Below are 25,214 nucleotides of genomic sequence, written 5' to 3'. Positions count from 1 at the left end.
CGGGCACGGCTAGCGGCCTGCCGCCGTTCCTGACCGGGCCCCGGCCCTCTCGTAACTCCCGCGCGCATCCGTGCAGCGCGCGGGCTCGACTTCCTCACCGCAGCCTCGGTACACCGCCGTCGCCGCGCCCCGGCGACGCCGCATCGCGGCCGAGCCACCCTCGAAGGGACCATTTTGAAGCTGAGCGGGCTGCTGGCCGGGCTGGACCACCACATCCTCCAGGGAGATCCGGAGGCGACCTCGATCACCGCGGGGACGACCTTCGACGTGGACCGGGTCATGCCGGGAGCACTGTTCGTCGCTGTTCCCGGGCACGAGGAGGGGGGCCCGGGCGCCGTGGCCCCGGCGCTCGCCCGGGGCGCGGCGGCGGTCGTCGTGGACGGCAGCTGTGTACTGCCGGCGGGGCCGGCGGACGTCTGCGTCGTACGGGTGCCGGACACCCGCACGGCGGCCGCGGTCGTGGCCTCGCGGTACCACGGTGAGCCGGGGCGGCAGATGGACATGGTGGCGATCACCGGCACAAACGGGAAGACCTCGGTCTCGTACATGGTCGAATCCGTCCTGCGGATCTCCGAGGGTGCGAGGACCGGGGTCATCGGTACGGCCGGCAGCCGGATCGGCGACGAGCTGATCCCGATGCCCCGGTCGGTGCTGAGCACACCGGAGTCGCCCGACCTGCAGTACCTGCTGGGGTGCATGCGGGACCGGGGGGTGGGGAGCGTGGTCCTGGAGGCCACGTCGATGGGTCTGCTGACGCACCGGGTGGACCGTACGTTCGTCGACGTGGGGATCTTCACCAACCTCAGCCAGGACCACCTGGACGACCACGGCACGATGGAGAAGTACCGGGACGCCAAGCTCCGTCTCTTCCAGGGGCTGTGCCGGCACGCCGTGGTCAACGCCGACGATCCGGTGGGGGCCGGCATCTCGGCGATGATGCCCGGTGCGGTGACCACGTACGCCCTCGACACCGAGGCCGACTACCGGGCCACCGATCTGACCGTCGACGCCGAGGGCACCCGTTTCACCCTGCACCACGACGGCCGCACGTACCCGGCGGCGATCCCCTCGCCGGGCAGGTTCTCGGTGGCCAACGCGCTGGCCACGGTGGCGGCCTGCCACGTCCTGGGGCACGACCTGCCCGGACTGGTCGCAGCGCTCGAGAAGATGCCCCAGATCCCGGGCCGGTTCGAACGCTTCACGACGGCGACGGGCACCTCCGTGATCGTGGACTACGCCCATTCCCCCGACTCCCTGGACAAGGTGCTGGGCACGATCCGCGGGTTCGCCCCGGCCAGGGTCATCACCGTCTTCGGCTGCGGCGGGGACCGGGACACCACCAAGCGGGCAGAGATGGGGGCCATCGCCGGTACCCACTCCGACCTGTGTGTGCTCACCTCGGACAATCCGCGCGGCGAGGACCCCGAGGGCATCCTGGACCAGGTCGCGCCCGGCATCGAGTCGACCGGTACACCGTTCGAGCGCTTCGTCGACCGCCGCCGGGCCATCGGCTTCGCCCTGTTCGAGGCCGGCCCGCAGGACGTCGTCCTCATCGCAGGGAAGGGCAGCGAGCCCTTCCAGATCATCGGGGACCAACTGCTGCCCTTCAGCGACATGGCCACGGCCCGGGAGATCGCCGGAGGCTGAGCCCGGCCGCGGACCCCGAACCGCGTCCGGCGCCCCGCCCCCTCCACGGTCCGCGCTCCGGGGGAGGGGCGCCCTGGGCGGCAGGTCCTACCTCCCGCACGTCCTGAGCGGTGCGCACTGCGACCCGATCCACACCGGCAGTGTGTCAATCGCCGCGATCCTGGTGTTGGCCCGGGCCGGCCGTGCGGTGAAAGGCTGCCACCTGGACCGCCCGGCGTGCGGCGGACGGGAGGAGCGGGGAGAGCGGATGACGGTCTTCATGACCAGGAGCGGGGCGGTGTCGGGGAGAACGTCCCCGCGCGATCCGGGAGTCGCGGTGCTGCGCGGAATTCCGTACGCCGCACCGCCGTTCGGGGCAGACCGGTTCCGTGCCCCACGTCCGGCCGCGGCCTGGGACGGGGTCAGGACCTGTACCGACTTCGGGCCGGTGGCACCGCAGTCGGCGCAGTTGCCTGGAGCGCCCGCCTGGTCGCCGGGGGAGGAGGACATCCTCAGCCTCAACATCTGGACCCCGGCGCACGAGGGCGACGAGCTGCCCGTGCTCGTCTGGATCCACGGTGGCGCCTACGTCTTCGGCTCGTCCGCGCAGCCGGACTTCGACGGCACGGCCCTGGCCGGTCACGGACTCGTGGTCGTCACGCTCAACTACCGACTGGGTTTCGAGGGATTCGGCCATGTCCCGCCCGCCCGCGGCATGGATCCGTGCCCGGACAACCGGGGCCTGCTCGACCAGATCGCCGCCCTGGAGTGGGTGCGGGACAACATCGCCGCCTTCGGCGGCGCCGCCGGGAACGTCACCGTGGCGGGCCAGTCCTCCGGTGCGACCTCGGTCGCCTGCCTGATGGCGACGGACCGGGCGCGGGGCCTCTTCCGACGCGCCATCGCCCACTCCGCCGTGAACGCCTGCGCCTCGCCCGGTTCCGCGGCCCTCACCACGGCGGAGGTGGCCGTGGCGGCCGGCGTCCCCGCCACGCGCGACGGACTGCTCTCCGCGTCCCCGGCTGCCCTCGTCGAGGCCTCCGACGCCGTCGCCGAGGGCTACCGGCGGGACTCCGGCTCGGGCCCACGCCACTACGACCCGGCGATCTACGGGCCGGTGGCGGGCGTCGACACGCTCCCCTTGGACCCCCTCACGGCGTGCGCCACCGGGAGTGCCCGGGCCGTGGACCTCCTCGTCTGCCACGCCGTCGAGGAGTACTGGCTCCTGGACGCCGTGGGCAGCAGCGCGAAGGTCACCACGGAGGGGCAGCTCGCCCTCTTCGCCGCCGACCACGGACTGTCCCCAGCGCTGCTGGACGCCTACCGCGCACTTCTTCCCGGCGCCCCCGTCCTCGATCTCTACCTGGCGGTGTACGGGGACCTGCTGTTCGGCGAGTACAGCAGCAGGCTCGCCGAAGCCCATGCCCGGGCGGGCGGCCGGGCCTTCCTCTCCCGCTTCGCACGGCAGCGCGGCGGCGGCGGGGAGCGGGTCCGGGCCTGGCACTGCGCGGACATCCCTTTCGCGTTCGGCAACGTGGGCGAGGAGCCCTGCCACTTCCTCGTCGGCGGGCCGCCGGGAGAGGCGGACCGGGCACTGGCGCAGCGCATGGTGCGCGCCTGGGCGGGGTTCGCGGCCTCAGGCGACCCCGGATGGCCGCCGGTCACGCCCGACGCCGGCGGTCCCGTCCGCATCTGGGACACGGGGGAGCCGAGTGGGTCCGATTCCCGGGGCCGGTGGGACGCGTTCCGTGCACCGTGGCGTGCCGCCGGACTCCCGCTGCTCGCACCCTGATCCGTCATTGGCATGGACCTGACTAGCGATGTCCATTACAGTCCTGTCACAGCAGTCTGAGAGCGCTCTCAGTTCCGCTCTCGGGTGCTTCCTGTTCCACCCCCACGATGCTGGAACAACAGAAGGGGCACTCCCCGTGAGACATACGACGATGGTGCGGACCGGTCTGTCCGCACTGCTCATCATCGGCACCTGGGCGACCGCCGGCCTGACCCAGGCCTCCGCAGCGGACGCTCCCCCCGCCGCCGAACCGCAGGCGTCGTCAGGTCTGATCACCGCGATGCAGAGGGACCTCGGGCTGACGAAGGGGCAGGCCGAGGCCCGGCTCACCGCCGAGAAGGCGGCGACCGCCCTGGAGGGCCCCGCGCGGAAGGCGGCAGGAGCCTCCTTCGGCGGCTCCTGGTTCGACGCGGACAGCGGCAAACTGACGGTCGCCGTCACGGACGGCGACGCCGCCCGCTCCGTGCGCGCAGCCGGCGCGGACGCCCGGCTGGTCGACCACACCGCACGGCAGCTGGACACCGCGAAGAGCCGGCTGGACGCCCTTCCGGCGCCGGCCGGTGTCAGCAGCTGGCACGTCGATCCCCGGGCCAGCACCGTCGTGGTGGACGTCGTCGCGTCCCAGCGTGATGACAACGATGTCCGTGCCTTCGTCGCCAAGGCGCGGAAAGCCGGTCCCGTCACGGTGAGGCAGACCGCCGGGGCCCCGCAGACCTTCGCCGCGGGGACGGTCGGCGGCGACCCGTACTACACGGGCAACGTCCGCTGCTCCATCGGCTTCTCGGTGTACGGGGGCTTCGTCACGGCCGGACACTGCGGCCAGGCGGGCGGAGCGGTGAGGGGCTGGGACGGCTCGGCCATAGGCAACTTCCAGGGGTCGTCCTTCCCCGAGAACGACTACGCCTGGGTCAACGTCGGCAGCGGCTGGTGGACCGTACCGGTCGTCCTGGGCTGGGGCACCGTCTCCGACCAGCTGGTCCGCGGTTCCAGCGAGGCTCCGGTCGGCGCCTCGATCTGCCGCTCCGGATCCACCTCGCACTGGCACTGCGGCAACGTCCTGGCCAAGAACGAGACCGTCAACTACAGCCAGGGCGCCGTCCGCCAGATGACCAAGACCAGTGTCTGCGCCGAACCGGGCGACTCGGGAGGGTCGTTCATCAGCGGTGACCAGGCCCAGGGCGTCACCTCGGGCGGCTGGGGCAACTGCAGCAGCGGCGGCGAGACCTGGCACCAGCCGATCAACGAGATCCTCAGCCGCTACGGGCTCACGCTCCACACCGCCTGAACCGACCGCCGCCGGGTCCGGTGATCCGGCGGTGTGCGGCCGGTCCGCTGCGGCCTCGGGCCGGCCCGACGGCCGCAGCAGACCTCGGGCTCGGTGGCCGGCCGTCCCCCTCCGGCCCGGACGGGCACCCACCTGACGGGGCGCCCGCTCCGCCCGGCCACGAGGACGGCACACCTCGCCTCGGAGGCGAAGGCGTTCGCCCGGGTCAGGCTGGAACGGGGAGCGGGCCCGGAGCCGTGCGTCACAGGATGGAAGAGGCCCAGCCGGGGTCTTCCGGCTCGAGCGGGCCGAGAGGCCTGGGGCAGGAGCCCCGGCGGCTGACGGCGACGCGGCGAGGCACGGCATGCGGGCCCGGCATGGTCCGAACGAGTGCCTAGAGCGAATCCTCGGGGCCGTCGTCGTCCCCGGAGCTCAGTTCCTCCGCGCGCAGCGCGAGGTCCTGCAGCACGTCGGCGGAGGTGACGTCCTGCTGGCCCGAGTCGTGGATCTGAGCGAGCGCGATGAAGGCCAGAGTGAACGCTCCGACCAACTGTTCGACGGCGCCACCGACTTCGCGGCCCACGAGGGCGGCCATATCCTCGACGCTGGCGTCCGCGGGAATGGCGATGTGCGGCATGGTCTCGTTGAGGAGGGTCGTCACGATGCTGCCGCCCACCTCCGGATCGTCCCCGTCCAGGTCCTCGGCCTGGCGCTGAATCTCGCCCGCCTCCGTCAGGATGCCGATCACTCGCTTGAGGACTTCGCTCTGCTCCATACGGTGAGCATAAGTGCACCGGCCCCCCGCACCGGATCGCCGGTCCGCACCGGTCGCGTGCCGGACCGCACCCGCCGTCAGGGCCGCTCGAGCGGCCCTGACGGCGCTCCACTCCGCGCCCCCGGGCCGACGGCCTCACGGACCGCCGGCCGCGGCTCCGAGGGCGAGGACCGGGGTGCGGCCGCAGGGGCGCCGGTCCTTCCGCGGCCCGGCCGGGAGGCGAGCGCGCGAGGCGTGCGCGGTGCGTGCCCGAGGCGTGCGCCGTGCGCGCGAGGGACGACGGGGTGGCCAGGATGGCCCGCATTCCGGTGACACACTTGTCACGGCCCTTTGCCTGCCCATAAGTTGGCCGCTTGCCACGTGTCCTACTGTCAGTGGGGGAGCCAAGTCATGGCCGCGAACGGACGGCACCGCAGATATCAGCCCAGCCGGATCAACCGTGCCTCGCTCACGGTGACGGCGGGTGGCGCGGGACTCGCGCTCCCGCTTCTCACGGCTGCCTCGGCCGGTGCCGCCTCCACCGACGTGTGGGAGAAGGTCGCCGCGTGCGAGTCGACCGGCAACTGGCACATCAACACGGGTAACGGCTACTACGGCGGCCTGCAGTTCACGGGCTCGACCTGGGCCGCCTACGGCGGTACCGCCTACGCCGTCCGTGCCGACCTGGCGACCAGGGACCAGCAGATAGCCGTCGCCGAGAAGGTGCTGGACGGGCAGGGGCCGGGAGCGTGGCCGGCCTGTTCCGTGCAGGCGGGCCTGACGCGCGGAGGCGACGCGCCGGACGTCGCTCCGCAGACGCGCGGCAGCGCGCCGGTCGACGCCACGAAGCAGGAGTCCGCGCCGGGCACGTCGGCGAGGGGCAAGGCCGCGCTGGGCGGGGCGAGGCAGGACAGGGCGAGGCAGGACAAGGCCGTGCCGGCGGCCCCGTCGCCGACGGCCGTACCCACCGCGCGCGAGTCGTACACCGTCGAGCGCGGCGACTCCCTCTCCGGCATCGCGTCCGCCGAACGGGTCCAGGGCGGCTGGCAGCGCCTGTACACGGCGAACCGGGCCGTCGTCGGCGCCGACCCCGACCTCATCCTCCCCGGGCAGCGGCTCAGCCTCGACATGGCCAAGGCGCCGAGCGCCGGCACGGCCGCCCCGACGCGGAAAGCGGCCGCGAAGCCCGCCGCCCGGCCCGGGGCGAAGCCCGCACAGAAGAAGGAGTCCAGGCCGGCCGCCCCGGAGCGGACGGCGAAGCCCGCGGCGGAGCGGACGGCGAAGCCCGCCCCGGAGCGGACGGCGAGACCGGCACCCAAGCAGTCCTCGAAGCCCGCAGCCGAGCCCCGGCAGACGGCCAGGCCGAAGCAGGCGGCCAAACAGCACTCCGGCTTCACCGCGCCGGTCCAGGCGCGCACGGGCACCCCCTACCACCAGGCGGGTTCCTGGTCGAGCGGCTACCACACGGGCGTCGACTTCCCCGTTCCCACGGGAACCTCGGTGAAGGCCGTCGCATCCGGGACGGTCGTCTCGGCGGGCTGGGCGGGGGCGTACGGCTACGAGATCGTCATCCGGCACAGTGACGGCAAGTACAGCCAGTACGCGCACCTCTCGGCGCTCCACGTGCGCGAGGGCCAGCGCGTGGAAAGCGGCCGGCGTATCGCCCGCTCGGGCTCGACGGGCAACAGCACCGGTCCGCACCTGCACTTCGAGATCCGCACCGGCCCCGGCTACGGCTCCGACGTCGATCCCCTGGCCTACCTGAGGGCCGGAGGCGTCAGCGTCTGAACCACACCGGTCCCGGCCGCCCCGGTGCCCAGGCCGGGTAAGTCACCCCTGCGCGCCGGACCGGACGCCGGCCGCTCCCTGCCGAACTCCACGCGCCCTCCACCGTGCTCCAACGGCAGTGTCAGGGGCAGCGACAACCCCGTCGGCGCCGGAAAGGGGGCGGGCGGCTCCGCCTCACGGGGGGCCGGCGGCTTCGCGGGCCCGGGGAGCGCCGAAGCACCCTGCCCGTCCTGCGGGCCGTCCGCGTCCTGCGCGGGGGTGGTGGGCTCCGGCGTGCGCCCCTCCCCGTCGGTACCCGGTGGGGCATGCTCGCCCGCCCGGGCCCCGTGCGACGCGCGGCGCTCGGCCCCCACCCGCTCCGTGGTCAGCAGGATCAGCCCGGCCGCCGCCAGCGCACCGCAGCCGAGCGCGCCCAGGGTTCCCGTCAAGCCGTGGCGGAACTGCTCCCCGAACACGGTGATGCCCACCGCGGCGGCCACCACCGGATTGACCACCGTGACGGTCGCGAGCGGCGCCGTCAGCCCGGCACCCCGGTAGGCGGCCTGGGAGAGCAGGAGGCCGGCTGCGGCCAGGCCCGCGATCACCAGCAGCGTCGGCAGACCCGAGGTCACCGAACCGGACGTCCACTCCACCGCGACGGTCTTGGTGAAGACCGAGGCGATGCCGAACGCGATGCCGGCTCCGGTGGCCAGCACCACACTGCGCAGCATCGGGTGGTGGAATCCCCGGGCGAGCAGGAGCGCGGCGACGACCGCGCCGAACGTTCCCGTTGCCAGCATCAGTTGTTCGGAACTCGTCAGTGTGTGCGATCCCGCGTTTCCCGTGAGCGCCAGCAGCCCGGCGAGTCCGACCGTCGCCATGACCGCGCCGCGCCAGGCCGTCCTGCCCGCCCGGCGGTGGACGAAGAGCGCCGCCATCGGCAGCGCGAACACGATCGTCAGGGCGCCGAGCGGCTGGACGAGGCTGAGGGGGCCGTAGGCCAGCGCCACCACGTGCAGCAGCGCGCCCACGCCGTTCAGCGCCACCGCCGCCCACCAGACGGCGTTGCGCAGCGGCGCGTACGGGCGGCCGTCACCGGCCGCGGCCACGCGCTCCTGGACGATCGCCCCGGCCGCGTAGGCGACCGCGGAGACCAGTGACAGAAGCACGGAGAGCGCAAGGGAACTCATGTACACCACGATGTCCCGTCGAGGCCGCCGAGTCGTCGTCCTTGAGGCGGCGATTCGGCGTACTGCTCCGGTAGTACGTACACCACTCCTGGGTCCTCCTCCCGACGGTAGTCCCGCATCCCCCAGGAGTCAGAAGATGCGGCCGACGGCGTACGGGGAGCCGCCGCGCGACTGCGCCGTGTCACGGGCGGCGGTGACGAACGGTCGTTGTCACGTCGTGCACCTGGACACCGGGGCCGGGGCGTGTTGTCATGCCACTGCCTATATTTCAACGTTGTAGAGGCCCATGCTGACAACGTTGTCCAAGCCTTGAAGGAGGACTTCCCCCCATGCATCGGACCCAACGGCCGAGACTGCGCGGACCGGCGGCGACGCTGGCAGCCGTCGCGCTCCTCGGAGGCATCCTCGCCACCGGCCCCACGGCCCAGGCGGCACCCCGCGCGGACGGACACCTCACCGACCTGGTGAATCCGTTCATCGGCAGCCAGAACGAGGGCAACACCTACCCCGGTGCCGCCGTCCCCTTCTCCATGGTCCAGCTCTCGCCGGACACCGGCCACAGCGTCGGATACGACTACACGGACACCGAGATCCGCGGCTTCAGCAGCATCCACCCCTCGGGCGTGGGCTGCGGTCTCGGCGGAGACCTGCCGGTGCTGCCCACCACGGGCGACATCACCGAGACGGACAACGCCGCGTACGCCTCCGGATTCAGCCACAGCGACGAGAAGGCGAGCCCCGGCTACTACCAGGTCGGTCTCACCTCGTACGGCGGTATCGACGCCGAGCTGACCGCCACCGAGCGCACCGGGGTCCAGCGCTACACCTTCCCGGCCACCGACAAGGCCAACGTCCTGATCAACGCGGGCCAGTCCCTGCACCGGACGGTCAGCACCACGGTGGAGGTGCTCGACTCCCGTACGGTCCGCACGGCCATCACGGGCCGCGGCTTCTGCCAGGACACCGAGCCGTACACCCTCTACACCGTCACCCGGTTCGACCGCCCCTTCGCCGACTCCGGCACCTGGAAGGACGGTTCGGTGACCGGCGCACCCCGGTCCACCGGCACCGGCGGCAACGGCGCCTGGGTCCGCTTCGACACCACGAAGGACCGGACCGTCGAGGCCACCACCGCGATCAGCTACGTCGACGCGGCCGGCGCCGCCCGCAACCTGCGCGCCGAGGGCGGCCGCAGCTTCGACCGCGTCGCCCGGGCGGCTCGCGCCACCTGGGAGGAACGCCTGGACGACGTACAGGCCCAGGGAGGCACCGAGACCCAGCGGCGCACGTTCTACTCCTCCCTCTACCGCTCCTTCCTCGGCCCGAACGTCGGCCAGGACGTCGACGGCCGATACACGGGCTGGGACCAGAAGATCCACCGTGCCAAGGGCTTCTCGTACTACCAGAACTGGTCACTGTGGGACACCTACCGCACCCAGGCACAACTGCTCTCGCTGCTCGCCCCGCGCGAGGCGCGGGACATGGCGATCTCCGTCCTGAAGATCGACGAGCAGAGCGGCTGGCTGCCCAAGTGGGGCTACGGAACCGTCGAGACGAACATCATGACGGGTGACCCCGTGACCCCCTACCTGACCAACGCCTACCAGCAGGGGCTGCTCGAGGGGTACGAGGAGCAGGCCTACCGCACCCTGAAGAAGAACGCCGACGGCGTTCCTCCCGCCGGCTCACCGGCCGTGGGCCGCGAGGCGAACAAGGAGTACCTGGCGGACGGATTCGTCCCGTACCTCAAGGGCCGCCCGCACGCCAAGCCCGGAGACTCCGACTACGACCACGGCGGATCCGCCACCCTCGAGTACGCGCTGTCCGACGCGATGCTCGGCGAGATGGCCGCCGAGCTCGGCCACGACGCCGACGCCCGACGCTACCGGGAGCGGGCGCAGAACTACCACCGCATCTTCGACGCCTCGACCGGCTTCTTCCGCTCCCGTGACGGACAGGGCGCCTTCACCGGACCGGCCGACCCGGCGCAGAGCGAGGGCTTCCACGAGGGCACGTCGTGGCAGTACCAGTGGCTCGTACCCCAGGACCTGCCCGGCCTCGTCGACCTGATCGGCGGCACGGACGCGACGAACGCGCGCCTCGACTCCTTCTTTGCCTACGACCAGCTCCTCGCCGATCCGGCGAAGACCGTGCGCGAGGTGTGGGTCAACGGCCCGTACGACTACTACAACGCCGACAAGTACAACCCCCAGAACGAACCGGACCTCATCGCCCCCTACACCTACCTGTCGACCGGGCAGCCCTGGAAGACGACCGACGTGGTGCACGGCGCGCTGACCCTGTTCACCGACACCCCGACCGGCATGACCGGCAACGACGACATGGGCACCATGTCCGCGTGGGACGTGCTGTCGTCGATCGGCATCTTCCCCGTCCAGCCCGGCACCGACACCTGGGGTCTGTCCACGCCCGTCTTCGACCGGGTCGACCTCACGCTGGACCGCCGCTACTACCCGCACGGGTCGTTCACCGTACGGGCACCGGGCACGTCCGACACCGACCGCTACATCCGCTCCGCCCGGCTCGACGGAGCGGACCAGCCCCGGACCTACCTGACCACCCAGGACATCCGCTCGGCCCGCTCGCTCTCGTTCGAGGTGGGCGCGGAACCCTCCACCTGGGGCACGTCTCCCTCGGACGCCCCGCCGCCTCTGCGCTGAGAACGCGCTGAGCAGGCGCTGAAACAGGCGCTGAGACAGGGGTGCCGTACGCATCGGCGCCCGCCCCCGGACCGTGTGTCCAGTGGCGGGCGCCATGCGTACGCACTCGCTCAGGTGCTCAGCTGGAACTCCGCCCGGATGCGCTTGCCCACCGGCACCCGCTCGGCCGTGAGCCGGTCGCAGAGCGCGACCACGATCTCCATGCCGTGACCGCCGAGGCGGCTGGGGTCGGGGGAGTAGAGGACGGGGAGGGCTGTGCTGCTGTCGTACACGGTCACGCTGATGCGCTCCGCGTTGCCCTCCAGCTCGAGCATGTACGGGCCGTGGCTGTATCGGTCGGCGTTGGTGACGAGCTCGCTGACCGCCAGCATGAGATCGCTGCGGGTGTGCTCGCCGAGCACAGCCAGCCACTCCGCCACCAGGCGCACCAGGAAGCGCTCAGCCAACGCGCGGGCCTCGGCGATGCATCCCGGCTCGCCGTCGAAGACCTGGGCGGTGAGCAGAACCTCCGTGGACGACACGCTCCGACAGGTGTCGTCCGGCCGTGAAGTGGCCTGATCGTTCATGTGCTCCAGCCAAGACGCCGCAGGGTGGTCGTGCAGACCATTTCTCGCCGATCGTCTACCCGCGTCGAGAGAACCCACTCCAGGAGACTTCGCTCATTTTACGCACGTCCGGGCAGCCGGACCACGCTCACGAAGAAGTCGTCGATCTGGCGCACCGCACCGATGAACTGCTCCAGGTCGACCGGCTTGGTGACATAGGCGTTGGCGTGCAGTTTATAGCTGCGCAGGATGTCCTCCTCTGCCGAGGACGTGGTGAGCACCACCACCGGGATCAGCGCCAGTTCCGGGTCCGTCTTGATGCGTTCGAGCACCTGCCTGCCGTCGTACCTCGGCAGATTCAGGTCGAGAAGCACCAGATCGGGACGCGGGGCGTCCGTGTACTGGCCCTGACGGTAGAGGAAGTCGAGCGCCTCCTGTCCGTCGCGGACCACGTGCAGGGTATTGCGGATCTTGTTGTCCTCGAACGCCTCGCGGGTCATCAGCTCGTCGCCGGGATCGTCCTCGACCAGCAGGACCTCGATGGGCTTGACCGGCTCGTTCACGCGTGGTCTCCCGAACGGGGGGTGAGCACGGCGGGCGCGAGCAGCTCCGCCGTGGTGTGGGTGGGTGCCTCGGGCAGTACGGGCAGGGTGAAGTGGATGAGCGTGCCCTCGGCCGGCGCCGGGTCCAGCCAGATCCGGCCACCATGGAACTCGACGATCTTACGGCAGAGGGAGAGACCGATGCCCGTCCCCTCGTACTCGTCACGGGCGTGCAGACGCTGGAAGATGACGAACACCTTGTCGGAGAACTCCGGTGCGATCCCGATCCCGTTGTCCGCGACCGTGAGATGCCAGTCGTCGCCCTCCCGCACGCACCCGATGGTGATCCGGCACGACACGTCGGGCCGGCGGAACTTGACCGCGTTCCCGATGAGGTTCTGCCAGATCATGGTGAGCGACGTCGAGTCGCCGAGCAGCTCCGGCAGCGTGTCCTCGCGTACGACGGTGGCCTCGGCCTCCTGGACGGCGAGGGTCAGATTGGACAGCGCCCGGTCCAGCGAGCGGTCCAGGTCCACCGGCTTCCAGCTCTCATGGACCCGGCCCACCCGGGAGAAGGTCAGCAGGTCGTTGATGAGCACCTGCATGCGCTTGGCGCCGTCGACCGCGAAGTCGATGTACTGCTTGCCGCGTGTGTCGAGCTCCGAGCCGTACCGCTTCTCCAGCAGCTGGCAGAAGGAAGCCACCTTGCGCAGCGGCTCCTGCAGGTCGTGCGAGGCCACGTACGCGAACTGTTCCAGCTCGGAGTTGGAGCGCCGCAGCTCCCCGGTCTGTTCGGCCAGCAGGGTCTCGCGCTCCTGGGACTCGGCGAGCTCCGCGACCAGACGGCGGCGCATGTCCTCCACCGCCGAGGCCACCGCTTCCACGTCCGACGGCCCCCGGACCTCGATCCGGCGGCCGAACGTCCCGGCCCGTACCTCGTCCGACGCCCTGGCCAACGCGTTCAGCGGCCGGCCCACCACGCGGTTCAGCAGCAGGCTGAGCGAGACGAGGGTCAGGACGAAACCGATCACCAGCGCGATCAGTACCCGGTCACGGATGACCCGGGCGTCGTCGAGCTCGGCACGGACGTGGTCCCGAGCGGTGTCCAGGTGCTGCTGCTGGGCGGTGTACAGCCGTCGCAGCGTGTCGAACTCGGTCTTGCTCTGCCGGAGTGGGGCCGACCCGGCGGCAGCCGGCTCTCCCATGCGCGCCGCGGCGATCAGCGGCTCGGCCCGCACGGTGCGCCACTGTTGGGCGGCCTCCTCGATCCGGTCCAGGTCCCCGGCGAGCGGCTCCTCGTCCCCGACCAGTGAGCGCAGGCGGGCCAGCCGCAGCCGCTCTGCCCGCACACCGGCCTCGTAGGGTTCCAGGAACGAGGTGTCACCGGAGAGGACGAACCCGCGTACCCCGGTCTCCTGGTCGAGCAGCGCGTTCTGCAGCTGGAACGACGTCGAGCGGGCGGGCTGGATGCGGTCCACGAGGTCCGTGGTCCGGTCGGAGATGTGGGCGAGTACGAGCCCGCCGACGACGAGGCATCCGCAGACCACCAGGACGAAACCCGCCAGGATCAGGTGCACCCAGTTCTGCACGGACAGCCGCGCGAAGGCCGCCGGCCGCCTGTCGGTCACCTCCGTGGTTCCGCGTGCCTCCGCCGTGCCTCCGCCGGGCCCTTCCGCGAGGGTGCCGGGCCTTTCCGTGGTTCCGGAAGCGCTCACGAGTCGACCCTCCAGCCCAGGTGCAGGACGGCGACGTCGTCGGCCAGCCCTCCGTACGGGGAAGCACTGTCGGTGGCCTCGGCGACGAGGGCGTCGACGAAGGCGCGCGGTTCCAGCGCGCCGTACTTCGTCGCCATGTCCAGCAACCCTTCCTCCCCGAGCCGGGACTGCGGGCCCGTACGGCCCTCGAACAGGCCGTCCGTGAAGAGGACGACCTCGCTGCCGGGAGCCAGCTTCAGTTCCGTGAGCGTCCAGCGGCCGACGCCGGGCAGCAGGCCCAGGGCCATGCCCACGTCGGGCTCCACCCAGCTGACGTCCGTGCCGAGGCGCAGCAGCAGACCGGGGTGCCCGGCCCGTGCGATGTGGACGCGGTCCCTGCCCGGCGGGAACACGAGCGTGGTCACCGTGGCGAACACATGGGGATCCGACCGCTCGGCGACGAGTATCCCCTCCAGGAGCTCGATCTTCTCGAGCTGGGAAACCCCGGTCAGGACGGCGGTGCGCCAGGCGACCCGCAGACAGACACCGAGGGCCGCCTCGGCTGCTCCGTGCCCCGACACGTCACCGATCACGGCGTGCACCGCACCGTCCGCGGTCTGCACGACGTCGTAGAAGTCGCCGCTCAGCAGGCCGTGGGCACGGCCGGCCTCATAGCGGGCGGCGACCCGGAAACTGTCGTCCCGCAGCAACGGGATGGGCAGCAGTGCCCGTTCCAGCCTGGCGTTCTCCTGGGCGATGAGCTGGCTGGTCCGGATGGCGGTGGCCGATCGCTCGGCGTGCTTGCGCTGCAGCGCGTAGCGGATCGCGCGGCCCAGGATCTCGGGATCGAGCCGGCCCTTGACGAGGTAGTCCTGTGCGCCGTGGGCGACCGCGGACAGTCCGGTCTCCGACTCGGCGAGGCCCGTCAGCACGACGATGGCGGCGTCAGGGGCGGACTCGACCAGCTGACTGACCGCGTCGAGGCCGTGCACATCGGGCAGGTGCAGATCCAGCAGGACGCAGACCGGCGTGCGGCAGGTCCGCAGGAACCGCCGCGCCTCTGCCAGCGTCTTGCACCATGTCAGCCCGGAGTCCAGCTCACTGTCGCTCAGCAGCTCCTCGACGAGCAGCGCGTCACCCGCGTCGTCCTCGACCAGGAGCAGGGACGCGTCGACGTTCCACACGGACGACGTGTCGGCAGCGTCGTTCTGCTGCTCAGGGATACCGGCGGGCTCCAACAGTCGCGCAGAAGTGCCCAGCGGCAATTCGACCACGCTCCACACTCCCTCGGACGGACAGCGCTTCCCACCTGCGCCGCGACGCCGTGAAGCATATGTGACCGAGGCCCGGCTGACCGCCGGGCCTCGGTAGATCGGTAAGGGACGCCTGGGTCAGGCCTCGACGCACATGCCGGCGCGCAGACGCTGCACGATCCTGCTGAGCAGGCGCGACACGTGCATCTGTGACACGCCCAGCTCGGCGCCGATCTGGGCCTGCGTCATCTCCTGGCCGAAACGCATGCGGACGATCGCCCGCTCGCGGTCGTCCAGCTGTCGCAGCAGCGGCGCGAGTGCGTGCAGATTCTCCACACTCTCCATGGCCGGGTCCTCCTCGCCGAGCACATCGGCGTAGGCCCGCTGGTCGTTGCCGGAGTCGCTGTCGGCGCTCGGGGTGTCCAGCGAGCCCGCCGAGTAGCCGTTGGCGGCGACCAGGCCCTCGATGATCTCCTCCTCGGGGAGATCCAGGTGCCTGGCGAGCTCCGCGACCGTCGGGTCGCGGTCCAGCTCGGCCGACAGGTGCTCCTTGGCCTTCGCGAGCTCGACCCGCAACTCCTGCAGCCGGCGCGGCACATGTACGGACCAGGTCGTGTCGCGGAAGAACCGCTTGATCTCACCGACGATGTAGGGCACCGCGAACGTGGCGAACTCCACCTCACGCGACAGGTCGAAGCGGTCGATCGCCTTGATCAGACCGATCGTCCCGACCTGGATGATGTCCTCGGTGTCGTCCCCGCCCCGGTTACGGAACCGCGAGGCGGCGAACCGCACCAGCGAGAGGTTCATCTCGATCAGGGTGTTGCGCGCGTACTGGTATTCGTGGGTTCCTTCTTCGAGGACCTGGAGCCGGTCGAAGAACAGCTTCGACATGGCACGCGCGTCCTGCGGGGCGACCTTGCCCGCGTCCTCGATCCACGGAAGCGCGGCCTCGTCGGAACGCGTGCCCGCCTCGTCGCACTGCGCGCCGGTTGCGCCGATCGCTTCGGTGGTCCGCACTGACATGGCCGTCATGGTGTCGCCCTCCCTGAAATCCGGTGTATCGACCCGCACCTTCCCGGCTTCCCGGAAGTCATGCCTCCTTTTTACGGAACTTCTTTATCTCTCTGCCGGAACCGGCCGTCCTTCTTCACGTCGCCGCCATCGGGCGGATCGAATACGCAGCGTTTGTGGTGATTTGCCCTATCTGTCGCATAGTCCGTGTGTGAGGGACGCCTCATCGCGGGCACGTGTGGTGTTCCCGGGAAGAGAAGGAGAGGGCATGAGCGACAGCGGCGTGGCGGGTCAGCGCACCGTCACCACGAGGATTCCCGCCCGATTGGACCGGCTGCCCTGGTCCAAATGGCATTGGATGATCGTCATCGGGCTCGGCACGGTCTGGATCCTGGACGGCCTCGAAGTGACGGTCGTCGGAAACATCGCCAGCAGGCTCTCGGAGGACGGCAGCGGACTCCCCATCACCGACGCCCAGGTCACCGGCATCGCGGCCGCGCTGTACGTGGCCGGAGCCTGCTCCGGTGCGCTGGTCTTCGGCTGGCTCACCGACCGCTTCGGACGCAAGAAGCTCTTCCTCATCACCCTCGCCGTCTACCTGGCGGCGACCGCCCTGACCGCGATCTCCTTCTCCGCCTGGTGGTTCTTCCTCTTCCGTTTCCTCACCGGCTTCGGGATCGGCGGGGAGTACGCGGCCATCAACTCGGCCATCGACGAACTGATCCCCAGTAAGTACCGGGGCCGGGTCGACCTCATCATCAACGGAAGCTTCTGGCTCGGGGCGATGGCGGGCTCCCTGCTCTCCGTACTCGCCCTGAACACCGACATCTTCCCGAAGGACATCGGCTGGCGGCTCACGTTCGCGCTGGGAGTGGTCCTCGGGCTCGTCATCCTCGTGGTGCGCCGCCACGTGCCGGAGAGCCCGCGCTGGATGTTCATCCACGGCCGCGACGAAGAGGCGGAGCAGCTCGTCGAGGGGGTGGAGCGCGAAGTGGAGTCGGAGACCGGCAGGAGCCTGCCCCCGGCCGAGCCGGCCATCACCGTGAGGCAGCGCAAGAGCATCGGGTTCGGTCTGATCGCCCGGACCGTCTTCCGCTCCTACCCGAAGCGGGCGGTCCTCGGGCTCGCCCTCTTCATCGGGCAGGCCTTCCTCTACAACGCGATCACCTTCGGCTTCGGATCGATCCTCGTGAAGTTCTTCGACGTCTCGAGCGGCGCCACCGGCTACTACTTCGCCGTCATCGCCTTCTGCAACTTCCTGGGACCGCTCTTCCTCGGCCGCCTCTTCGACACGGTCGGGCGCAAACCGATGATCGCGGGGACGTACATCCTCTCCGGACTGCTGCTCTTCGGCACCGCGTGGCTCTTCGGCGCCGGGGCGCTCACCGCCGTCACCATGACCGCCTGCTGGTGCGCGGTCCTCTTCGTGGCCTCCGCCGGTGCGAGTTCCGCCTACCTGACCGTGAGCGAGATCTTCCCCATGGAGACCCGCGCGATGGCCATCGCCTTCTTCTACGCCATCGGCACCGCCGCCGGTGGCATCACGGGTCCGCTGGTCTTCGCGGACCTGACGTCGAGCGGCGTGGTCGGCGAGACCGTCCTGGCGTTCTGCATCGGAGCCGCCCTCATGGTGGCCGCCGGACTGGTCGCCTCCTTCTTCGCGGTGGCGGCGGAGCAGAAATCGCTGGAGGACATCGCCACCCCGCTCTCGGTGAGTGAGGGCAAGGCCTGACGCCGAACGGAGCAGCCCCGGACTCGTGGCAGACTTGACCGGGGCATTCGGCCCATGGTGTGCCGGCCCTCGCCGGCTCCCGGCCGGACCTCCTCCCCACGCCCAGCAGCGGCGCGAGTGACGAGTACAGAGGAACGGCAATGACGGTGACAGAGGACAGCCCGGAGCTCGCTCCCGGAATCGACGAGTTCGGTCCCGGTATCGACCCGGAGCGGCTGGCCGTCTGCCTGAGTGTGCTCGACGAGCTCGACACCATCGAGGTCGACCACCCGGACGCCATCGCCGTACGCCGGGCCACGGCGGGCATCTACCGCACCGTGAAGCAGCGCCGCCGCCAGGAGCGCCGCGCCGCCAAGACCGCGCACGACAGGGCGGTCACCGAAGCCACCGCCACCGGCTCCGCCGAACGCATCGACGACGAGACCCAGGGCGTTCTGCCCTCGTCCTCGGCCACCGCCGAGATCGCCGGCATACTCCGGCGCCCCAGGTCCTGTTACATCTGCAAGACGAGGTACGTCGAGGTCGACGCCTTCTACCACCAGCTCTGCCCGCCGTGCGCCATGGAGAACCGTGCCCGGCGCGACGCCCGCACCGACCTCACGGGCCGCCGGGCGCTGCTCACCGGCGGCCGGGCCAAGATCGGCATGTACATCGCGCTGCGGCTGCTGCGCGACGGCGCCCATACGACGATCACCACCCGTTTCCCCAACGACGCGATCCGCCGCTTCAAGGCAATGCCGGACAGCGACGAGTGGATCCACCGGCTGAAGATCGTCGGAATCGACCTGCGCGACCCCGCCCAGGTGGTGGCGCTGGCCGATTCGGTCGCCGCCGAGGGGCCGCTGGACATCCTGATCAACAACGCCGCGCAGACGGTCCGCCGCTCCGCGCAGGCCTACAGCGAGCTGCTCAGCGCCGAATCCGCACCGCTGCCCGCGGGTGAACTGCCGGCCGCCGAGGTCATCGGAACGTTCGGCAGCGGGACCGTGGACCGGGTGGCTGCGCTGCCGGCCGCCCGCAAGGAGGGCCAGGGGCTGAGCGCCCAGGACGTCACCGACCTCGCGCTGGTCACCGGATCCGCCTCGCCGGCGCGCATCGCCGCCGGGACCGCTATCGACGCGGGCGGCCTGGTGCCCGACCTGCACGACACGAACAGCTGGATCCAGACGGTCGAGGAGGTCGAGCCGATCGAGCTCCTCGAGGTCCAGCTCTGCAATTCCACGGCCCCCTTCATCCTGATCAGCCGGCTGCGCCCGGCGATGGCGAGGGCGTCGGAGCGCGCCTACGTCGTTAACGTCTCGGCCATGGAGGGTGTGTTCAGCCGCGGGTACAAGGGCGCGGGCCACCCCCACACCAACATGGCCAAAGCCGCGCTGAACATGCTGACCCGTACCAGCGCCCAGGAGATGTTCGAGAAGGACCGCATCCTCATGACGGCCGTCGACACGGGCTGGATCACGGACGAGCGCCCCCACCCGGACAAGATCCGCCTCGCCGAGGAGGGTTTCCACGCGCCGCTCGACCTCGTCGACGGTGCCGCCCGTGTCTACGACCCGATCGTGCGGGGCGAAGCGGGCGAGGAACTGTACGGCTGCTTCCTCAAGGATTACGCGCCTGCCGGCTGGTGAATCCGGCCCGCAGACCGCCGCGGCGGCGGCCCGTACCCACGGGCCGCCGCCGCTGTCGTGGAGCCCGCGCACACCGGGGGAGGGTGACCGGCGGGGCGCGTGAGCCGCAGGTGACCGCAGGGCTCGTTGGCTGAAAGTGACCTAGGCCACACGTTCTGTCGAGCGGGATGGCGCTCATTTGGTTACTCTGAAGTGAACGGACGCCACCAAGGGATCCACGAAACTTCCTCGGCCGTCCTGGGACAGGTCTGTAAGCAGGCCGACGTCCCGCCCCGTACCGGCGCCACCGCGACCGAACTGTTTCTGCCCCTGCCCCGCAGCGGGCGGTCGATACACGGTTCTCACCGCCGTGGCGTCGCCACCGCCCCGGGGTTACGCGACACAAAGGAGTCCGCGGTGACACCTGAAATGACACAGAGCGAACAACGCCCGGCCGAACTGTCCGGAGAGCGGCCCCACCGGCCCCAGAAGCTCCGGAACATCGAGGTCTGGGCGCGGTCGGCGCCGATCCGGCTGGCCGGCTACGAGGACGATCTGGCCGAGCCGCACATCCTGCCCGGCATCGACTGACGCTCCCGCGTCGCACAGAGCTGAGCTCCGGCCCCCGCGTCCGCGGGGGCCGGAGCCGTTCTCATGACGGGCCGCGGCGCCGTAGCGGTGCCGGCAGGGAGGTGGGCCGCATGAAGTCCCGTACGTAGGTCCGGTGCCACCAGCATCCCGTGGACCGCAGCTCGTGCCAGTCCGTGAACCTGTAGTGGAAGACCCTGGCCCGGACATGGACCGGAGGGGCGCCGGGGAACGGGTTGTGGCGCAGCAGCCGCAGGGTGTCCCGGTCGCCCAGCAGCAGCCGTTCGGTGAACGGCCCGAACCAGGAGCGGGCGTATGCGGGGGAGAGCGCCGCGAACCACATCATCCAGTCCAGCCGCAGGTGGTACGGGGCGAACTGGCGGGGCATCCGGCGCGGATCGCCGGGTTTGCCGCGGAAGCCGTACTCCCGCCATCGGGTGGTCTCGTGGATCACCGGTTCGTCGGTGCCCTCGACGACGACCTCCAGCCGTGTCCTGCTGATGCTGCCGAACGCCCCGTAGGTGTTGACCAGGTGAAACGGGTCGAAGGACCGGTTCATCACCTGGCGGCGGGAAGCGAGGTTGCGCGCCGGCCGGTAGCTGAGGGCCAGGACGAGGGCGGTGACCGCGATGACCACCACCTCGTACCAGACCGGTGGGGCGGAGACCGCGGGTGCGGGCCCGGCCAGGGGGGACCAGTCGATCGCCGCGAGGGCGATGACGATGGTCAGCCAGTTCAGCCAGGCGAAGTTCCCCGACAGCACGAGCCAGAGCTGGGTGACCACCATCAGGCCGGCCGCGACGCTCGCCACCGGTTGCGGGGTGAACAACAGGAAGGGGACGGCCAGCTGGGTCACGTGGTTGGCGGCCACCTCGACCCGGTGCGCCGGTTTCGGCAGCCGGTGGAAGAACCAGCTCAGTGGCCCCGGCATCGGCTGGGTCTCGTGGTGGAAGTCGAGACAGGTGAGCCGCCGCCAGCACGCGTCCCCGCGGATCTTGATGAGCCCTGCGCCGAACTCCAGCCGGAAGAGCAGCCACCGCAGCAGCCACAGCACCAGGACAGGGGCGGCCGTCTCCTCGTTGCCGAGGAAGACGGCAAGGAAGCCCGTCTCCAGGAGCAGGGATTCCCAGCCGAAGCCGTACCAGGTCTGGCCGACCTGGACGATCGACAGGTAGAGCACCCAGGGGACCGCCCACAGGACCATGGCCGCCCACAGCGGCAGGTGACCGTCCAGGCCGGCGACCAGGGCGAGCGAGACGGCGGCGCCCGTCCAGGCCACCAGGGCGAAGAAGCGGTCGGAGTAGTGCAGCCGGAACAGCCCGGGGGCGGCGCGCCAGGGGGTGCGCCGGAGCAGGTCGGGCACGGGGAGCATGCCCCGTTCCCCGATCAGTGCCCGGAACTGGAGGGCGGCGCAGACGAAGGCGACCAGGTAGACGACGGCGAGCGAGCGCTGGAAGACCAGCCTGCTCAGCCAGTAGCCGTCTGCGGTGAACCAGTCCATCACGTCCAGTATCCGGCCCCGCCCCGCCTCCACGCCGCCGACACGGTCCTTCGCAGCACCGTACCGAGCCTGCGGGCGTACCACCGCTGGAGCGCCGGCACCACGGGGCCGGCCAGGCGGCTGTACCACGCGCAGGGGCGGGAGAACGCCGTGACCGTGAACCACACCGTCCCGTCGTCCGCGAGTTCCACCACGAAGCTCTCCTCGCCGCATTCGGGATGCCGCGCCCGCGTGCCGTAGCCGAAACCGGTGCGGTTCTGCTCGTACGCGGTCCAGACGACCTCGCAGGGGGCGGTGAGGCGGAGCCGTCCCACACCCACCGACACCTCGACCGCGGCTCCGGCCGAGGCCCGAACGGCCGACGCGCGCACCCGCACCCCGGTGGCGCGGTGCATCCGCCACTCGGTGACGGCGGCGCCCGCAGCCTCGAAGCACGCCCGGCCCCGGCCGACGGCGGTCCGGTGGTGCAGGTGGTTGTAGCCGTCCGGGAGCGGCCCGAGACGGGTGGCGCCCACTTCCGGGTACGTCAGAGTGCTCATGCGGTCCTGCCTTCCTGGGAGGGGGCACGGTCGTGGAGACGGCGCCATGCGAGCAGCGAGCAGAGCGCGAAGCCCAGCGCGTTGCCCAGCCCGTGGGTGGCGGCCATCCAGGTCAGGGTGGGGTGCGGCAGCCCGGTCGCTTCGCCGAGTGCCCAGCTCAGCGCGAGCGCCATGGTCGCCACGAGGACGGCGGCCGAGACGGCGAGCAGCACCCGGGTGGCACGGTCCCGGTCGCCGGCCCGGGCGGTGCGCCAGGTCAGCAGGGCGACCGTCCACATCCCGGCGGTGAGTACCACGGCGCCTGCCAGCTCGGCCCGGTCACCGACGAAGTAGCCGCCCAGGACCAGGAGGGTGCCGAGGGGCACACTCAGGGCGGCGAAGCGGCCGGCGGCCCCGTCGTTCCCCGCCCGGCAGACGAGGCCCGCGACGAGAGCGGCGGCGAAGCCGGCGAAGTGGAAGTGCGGGACGGTCAGCGCCAGGATGCCCGGCCCGAAGCCGAACAGGTCGTGTCCCGAGCGTTCGGCCACGAGGGCGAGGGCGGCGACGGACGGGGTGGCCAGCGCGGTGAGGAGGGCGATCTCCGCCGGGCGCAGGCTGCGGGTCCGGGCCACGCGCCGGGGTGCGTGGGCGGCGAGGAGCGCGGTTCCCAGTGCGTAGAAGAGCGCGAGTGCCGTGGCGGCGCTGCCGCGCGGCAGCCAGAGGGACACGGCGCCCGGCACCGCGAAGCACGGCCACAGGCGCCGTATCCGGTCGAGCCCGGGGTCGCCGACGAGCCGCAGGCCCATCGGCACGACCACCAGCATCCCGAGCATCACGATCAGTCCGACCAGCACGGACACCGTGCCCACCCCCGCGTCGTGGCGCGCCGCTCCCCTGGGACCCCCGAAGAGTTGAACGCGTTCAAGTCTTTTCGGGCTGAGCGTAGAGGCTTTCTTGAACGCGTTCAAGGCGGTGCGCACAGTCGAAGAATCGGACAAATAATGGCAGAGTGGCGCACATGGATGATCGGGTTGCGGGTGCCCTGTCACTCCCGGACGACTGGCCCGCCCACCCGGACCTCAGCCTCGCCCTGAACCGAATGGGCAGCTTCGACTGGGATCTGGACAGCGGTCTCATGCACATGGACCAGCCCGCCCTCGACGTGTTCGATCTTCGCCCCGAGGAGTACGACAACCGCCCCACATCCCTCGCCCCGCGTGTTCCGGCCGACGAGGCCGAGCGGCTGGACCGCATGGTCTCGCAGGCCCTCAAGAGCGGCCTGAGCAACTACGGCGCCTACTTCCGCAGGGCCCGACGCGACGGATCCCTGCAGTGGACCCATACGCAGGGCTTCATCCGCCGGGACGGCACCGGCAGGCCCCGCCGCATCATCGGGATCGTCCGCGACGCCACGCAGGAACTCGCCGACTCCACTGCCCGCCGGACCGTGGACGAGGAGCGCCGGCGCCGCACCAGCCTGGTCGAGGGCGCCACGGCCGCCCTGGCCCACGCGCGGACCGTCAGGGACGTCACCGACGTGCTGAAGAACTCCCAGGGCCTGGCGCACCTCGGCGCCACGAGCCTGGTCATGGGCCTCCTGGAGTCAGGGCGCATCCACCTGGTGGCGGACGGGCCCGAAGGGGCCTATGTGCCCGGTACCCGCTTCACCCGCACGGACGACGACTACCCGATGAGTGAGGTGATCCGCACCCTCGCGCCCCGCTTCATCGAGTCGGCCGAGGACTTCGCCGCCTCGTACCCGCTCCTGTGGCCCCACATCAGCCATCTCGGTATCACCGCAGCCGCCTACCTCCCGCTCATCGCCCAGGCCCGCCCGATCGGCGCGCTCGGCCTGCTCTACGGCAACAAGGCGGGTTTCACGGGCGACGAGCGCAATCTGCTGGTGGCGCTCGGCAGCTCGATCGCCCAGAGCCTGCAGCGGGCCATGCTCTACGAGCAGGAACACGACCTCGCCGAGGGTCTGCAGCAGGCGATGCTGCCGCGGCGGATCCCCGAGGTGGCCGGTGCCCAGGTCGCCGTCCGCTACCGCTCGGCACGGCTCGGGCGGGACATCGGCGGCGACTGGTACGACATCATTCCGCTGCCCAACGGCCGGGTCGGAGCCGTCATCGGGGACGTACAGGGCCACGACACGCACGCGGCGGCGGTCATGGGGCAGCTGCGCATCGTCCTGCGGGCCTACGCCGCCGAAGGGCACAGCCCCGCCACGGTCATGGCCAGGGCCTCCGTCTTCCTCCACGAACTCGACACCGACCGGTTCGCGACCTGCTCGTACGCCGAGGTGGACCCGATCACCGGAGTGGTGCAGCTCGTGCGCGCGGGGCACGTCGAACCGCTCGTGCGGGACGTCGACGGAAGCTGCCGCAAACTGAGCGCCGAAGGGGGACTGCCCCTGGGCCTCTCCGTCGAGTTCGGGCGGCTCGAATACCCCGTCAACACCGTGGACCTGGATCCCGGCCAGACCATCGTCCTGTACACCGACGGGCTGGTGGAACTGCCGGGCGAGGACTTCGACGCGGGCATGCGGCTGCTGACGGCGATGGTGAGCGACGGCCCGCGGGACCTCCAGCGGCTGGCCGACCGGCTCTGTGAGGTCGTCGACGAGCGCGGCGGTGACGACGACGTGGCGGTGCTCCTCCTGCGCCGCGACGCCGCCTACGCGCCGCACCCGGGCGGCCGGCTCCAGCAGCACGTCGCGCAGAACGACCCGGAGGCGCTGACGTCGTCCCGTCACATGATCCGGGCGGCGGTGCGCGCCTGGGGTGCGAAGGACCGGACGGACGAGATCGAGCTGGCGGCGGACGAGCTGATCACCAACGCGCTGGTGCACACCGACGGCGGCGCGATCGTCACCATCCGGATGCTCACCGGTGCCGGCAGGCGCCTGCGGGTCGATGTCGAGGACCGGTCCAGCGCGCTGCCGCGCCGCAGGGACGTGGGGGAGTCGGGCGTGTCGGGCCGGGGACTCATGCTCGTCGACCGACTGGCCGACATCTGGGGGGTGGAGTCGCGAGGCAACGGCAAATCCGTGTGGTGCGAGTTCGCCATCCCCGAGCACGGATGAGCACGGGCGGGCGCCGGCGTACGGAAAGGCGTCCTGAGCGTGGATCGGTGATCGGTGCCGG

The 25,214-nt window shown here is 71.1% G+C and carries 19 protein-coding genes; 9 read left to right on the top strand and 10 right to left on the bottom strand.

Translation table 11 applies throughout. The features are described from left to right. Nucleotides 1–174: 174 nt before the first annotated feature. The 3 genes from QFZ58_RS04805 (at nt 175) to QFZ58_RS04795 (ending at nt 4,703) form a co-directional block, all read left to right on the top strand. Nucleotides 175–1,647, top strand: coding sequence for a UDP-N-acetylmuramoyl-L-alanyl-D-glutamate--2,6-diaminopimelate ligase (locus tag QFZ58_RS04805; RefSeq protein ID WP_307123637.1), 1,473 nt, complete (start codon nt 175–177; stop codon nt 1,645–1,647). 247 nt (nt 1,648–1,894) lie between these two features. Further along, on the top strand, nt 1,895–3,418 hold the full coding sequence (locus tag QFZ58_RS04800) for a carboxylesterase/lipase family protein (RefSeq protein ID WP_307123636.1): 1,524 nt from the start codon (nt 1,895–1,897) through the stop codon (nt 3,416–3,418). 151 nt (nt 3,419–3,569) lie between these two features. Further along, nucleotides 3,570–4,703 (top strand): S1 family peptidase, encoded by a 1,134-nt coding sequence (locus tag QFZ58_RS04795; RefSeq protein WP_307128771.1) that lies wholly within the window; start codon nt 3,570–3,572, stop codon nt 4,701–4,703. A 373-nt stretch (nt 4,704–5,076) separates the two neighbouring features. Here QFZ58_RS04795 and QFZ58_RS04790 read toward each other — a convergent pair whose 3' ends face one another. Next, complete coding sequence (locus tag QFZ58_RS04790) at nt 5,077–5,457, bottom strand: hypothetical protein (protein WP_307123635.1); 381 nt, start codon at nt 5,455–5,457, stop codon at nt 5,077–5,079. 390 nt (nt 5,458–5,847) lie between these two features. Here QFZ58_RS04790 and QFZ58_RS04785 point away from each other — a divergent pair, with 390 nt between their 5' ends. Beyond that, entirely contained in the window at nt 5,848–7,224 is a 1,377-nt protein-coding gene (locus QFZ58_RS04785) for a transglycosylase family protein (protein WP_307123634.1), read from the top strand. Here QFZ58_RS04785 and QFZ58_RS04780 read toward each other — a convergent pair. Further along, on the bottom strand, nt 7,194–8,393 hold the full coding sequence (locus QFZ58_RS04780) for a DMT family transporter (protein ID WP_307123633.1): 1,200 nt from the start codon (nt 8,391–8,393) through the stop codon (nt 7,194–7,196). The genes QFZ58_RS04785 and QFZ58_RS04780 overlap by 31 nt on opposite strands. A gap of 329 nt (nt 8,394–8,722) precedes the next feature. Here QFZ58_RS04780 and QFZ58_RS04775 point away from each other — a divergent pair, with 329 nt between their 5' ends. Continuing rightward, a complete protein-coding gene (locus QFZ58_RS04775; RefSeq protein ID WP_307123632.1) occupies nt 8,723–11,074 on the top strand; it encodes a GH92 family glycosyl hydrolase in 2,352 nt (783 codons plus the stop codon). 110 nt (nt 11,075–11,184) lie between these two features. Here QFZ58_RS04775 and QFZ58_RS04770 read toward each other — a convergent pair whose 3' ends face one another. The 5 genes from QFZ58_RS04770 to QFZ58_RS04750 all read right to left on the bottom strand — a co-directional run bounded on the left by QFZ58_RS04770 (nt 11,185) and on the right by QFZ58_RS04750 (nt 16,143). Further along, nucleotides 11,185–11,640 carry an ATP-binding protein gene (locus QFZ58_RS04770; protein ID WP_307123631.1) on the bottom strand — a complete coding sequence of 152 codons (456 nt, stop codon included), beginning with the start codon at nt 11,638–11,640 and terminating at the stop codon, nt 11,185–11,187. Between the two features lie 98 nt (nt 11,641–11,738). Further along, a complete protein-coding gene (locus tag QFZ58_RS04765) occupies nt 11,739–12,182 on the bottom strand; it encodes a response regulator (RefSeq protein WP_307123630.1) in 444 nt (147 codons plus the stop codon). Next, nucleotides 12,179–13,789 carry a CHASE3 domain-containing protein gene (locus QFZ58_RS04760; RefSeq protein ID WP_307128770.1) on the bottom strand — a complete coding sequence of 537 codons (1,611 nt, stop codon included), beginning with the start codon at nt 13,787–13,789 and terminating at the stop codon, nt 12,179–12,181. The genes QFZ58_RS04765 and QFZ58_RS04760 overlap by 4 nt, the downstream gene beginning before the upstream one ends. A gap of 83 nt (nt 13,790–13,872) precedes the next feature. Beyond that, nucleotides 13,873–15,129 carry a PP2C family protein-serine/threonine phosphatase gene (locus tag QFZ58_RS04755; protein ID WP_373428519.1) on the bottom strand — a complete coding sequence of 419 codons (1,257 nt, stop codon included), beginning with the start codon at nt 15,127–15,129 and terminating at the stop codon, nt 13,873–13,875. Between the two features lie 117 nt (nt 15,130–15,246). Continuing rightward, nucleotides 15,247–16,143, bottom strand: coding sequence for an RNA polymerase sigma factor SigF (locus tag QFZ58_RS04750; protein ID WP_307123629.1), 897 nt, complete (start codon nt 16,141–16,143; stop codon nt 15,247–15,249). A gap of 247 nt (nt 16,144–16,390) precedes the next feature. Between QFZ58_RS04750 and QFZ58_RS04745 the strand changes: the two genes are divergently transcribed. The 3 genes from QFZ58_RS04745 to QFZ58_RS04735 all read left to right on the top strand — a co-directional run bounded on the left by QFZ58_RS04745 (nt 16,391) and on the right by QFZ58_RS04735 (nt 20,052). Then, nucleotides 16,391–17,854 (top strand): MFS transporter, encoded by a 1,464-nt coding sequence (locus QFZ58_RS04745; protein ID WP_307123628.1) that lies wholly within the window; start codon nt 16,391–16,393, stop codon nt 17,852–17,854. Nucleotides 17,855–17,994: 140 nt separating this feature from the next. Next, nucleotides 17,995–19,482: an SDR family NAD(P)-dependent oxidoreductase gene (locus tag QFZ58_RS04740; RefSeq protein WP_307123627.1), complete on the top strand. Its 1,488-nt coding sequence runs from the start codon at nt 17,995–17,997 to the stop codon at nt 19,480–19,482. Between the two features lie 396 nt (nt 19,483–19,878). Continuing rightward, nucleotides 19,879–20,052: a hypothetical protein gene (locus QFZ58_RS04735; protein ID WP_307129094.1), complete on the top strand. Its 174-nt coding sequence runs from the start codon at nt 19,879–19,881 to the stop codon at nt 20,050–20,052. Between the two features lie 61 nt (nt 20,053–20,113). Here the strand turns inward: QFZ58_RS04735 and QFZ58_RS04730 are convergent, their stop codons facing one another. From QFZ58_RS04730 to QFZ58_RS04720, 3 genes are read right to left on the bottom strand one after another with little or no spacing between them, the layout of a single operon-like run. Beyond that, nucleotides 20,114–21,550, bottom strand: coding sequence for a lipase maturation factor family protein (locus QFZ58_RS04730; RefSeq protein WP_307123626.1), 1,437 nt, complete (start codon nt 21,548–21,550; stop codon nt 20,114–20,116). Beyond that, nucleotides 21,550–22,089, bottom strand: coding sequence for a DUF1990 family protein (locus tag QFZ58_RS04725; protein WP_307123625.1), 540 nt, complete (start codon nt 22,087–22,089; stop codon nt 21,550–21,552). The genes QFZ58_RS04730 and QFZ58_RS04725 overlap by 1 nt, the downstream gene beginning before the upstream one ends. Next, a complete protein-coding gene (locus QFZ58_RS04720) occupies nt 22,086–22,928 on the bottom strand; it encodes a YndJ family protein (RefSeq protein ID WP_307128768.1) in 843 nt (280 codons plus the stop codon). The genes QFZ58_RS04725 and QFZ58_RS04720 overlap by 4 nt, the downstream gene beginning before the upstream one ends. Before the next feature lie 158 nt (nt 22,929–23,086). On the opposite strand from QFZ58_RS04720, the gene QFZ58_RS04715 reads away from it, so the two are divergent. Beyond that, nucleotides 23,087–25,153 carry a SpoIIE family protein phosphatase gene (locus QFZ58_RS04715; RefSeq protein WP_307123624.1) on the top strand — a complete coding sequence of 689 codons (2,067 nt, stop codon included), beginning with the start codon at nt 23,087–23,089 and terminating at the stop codon, nt 25,151–25,153. Nucleotides 25,154–25,214 lie beyond the last annotated feature (61 nt).

The organism is Streptomyces sp. B1I3, from assembly GCF_030816615.1.
GTDB lineage: Bacteria > Actinomycetota > Actinomycetes > Streptomycetales > Streptomycetaceae > Streptomyces.
This window is presented reverse-complemented; position numbering and strand designations above follow the sequence as displayed.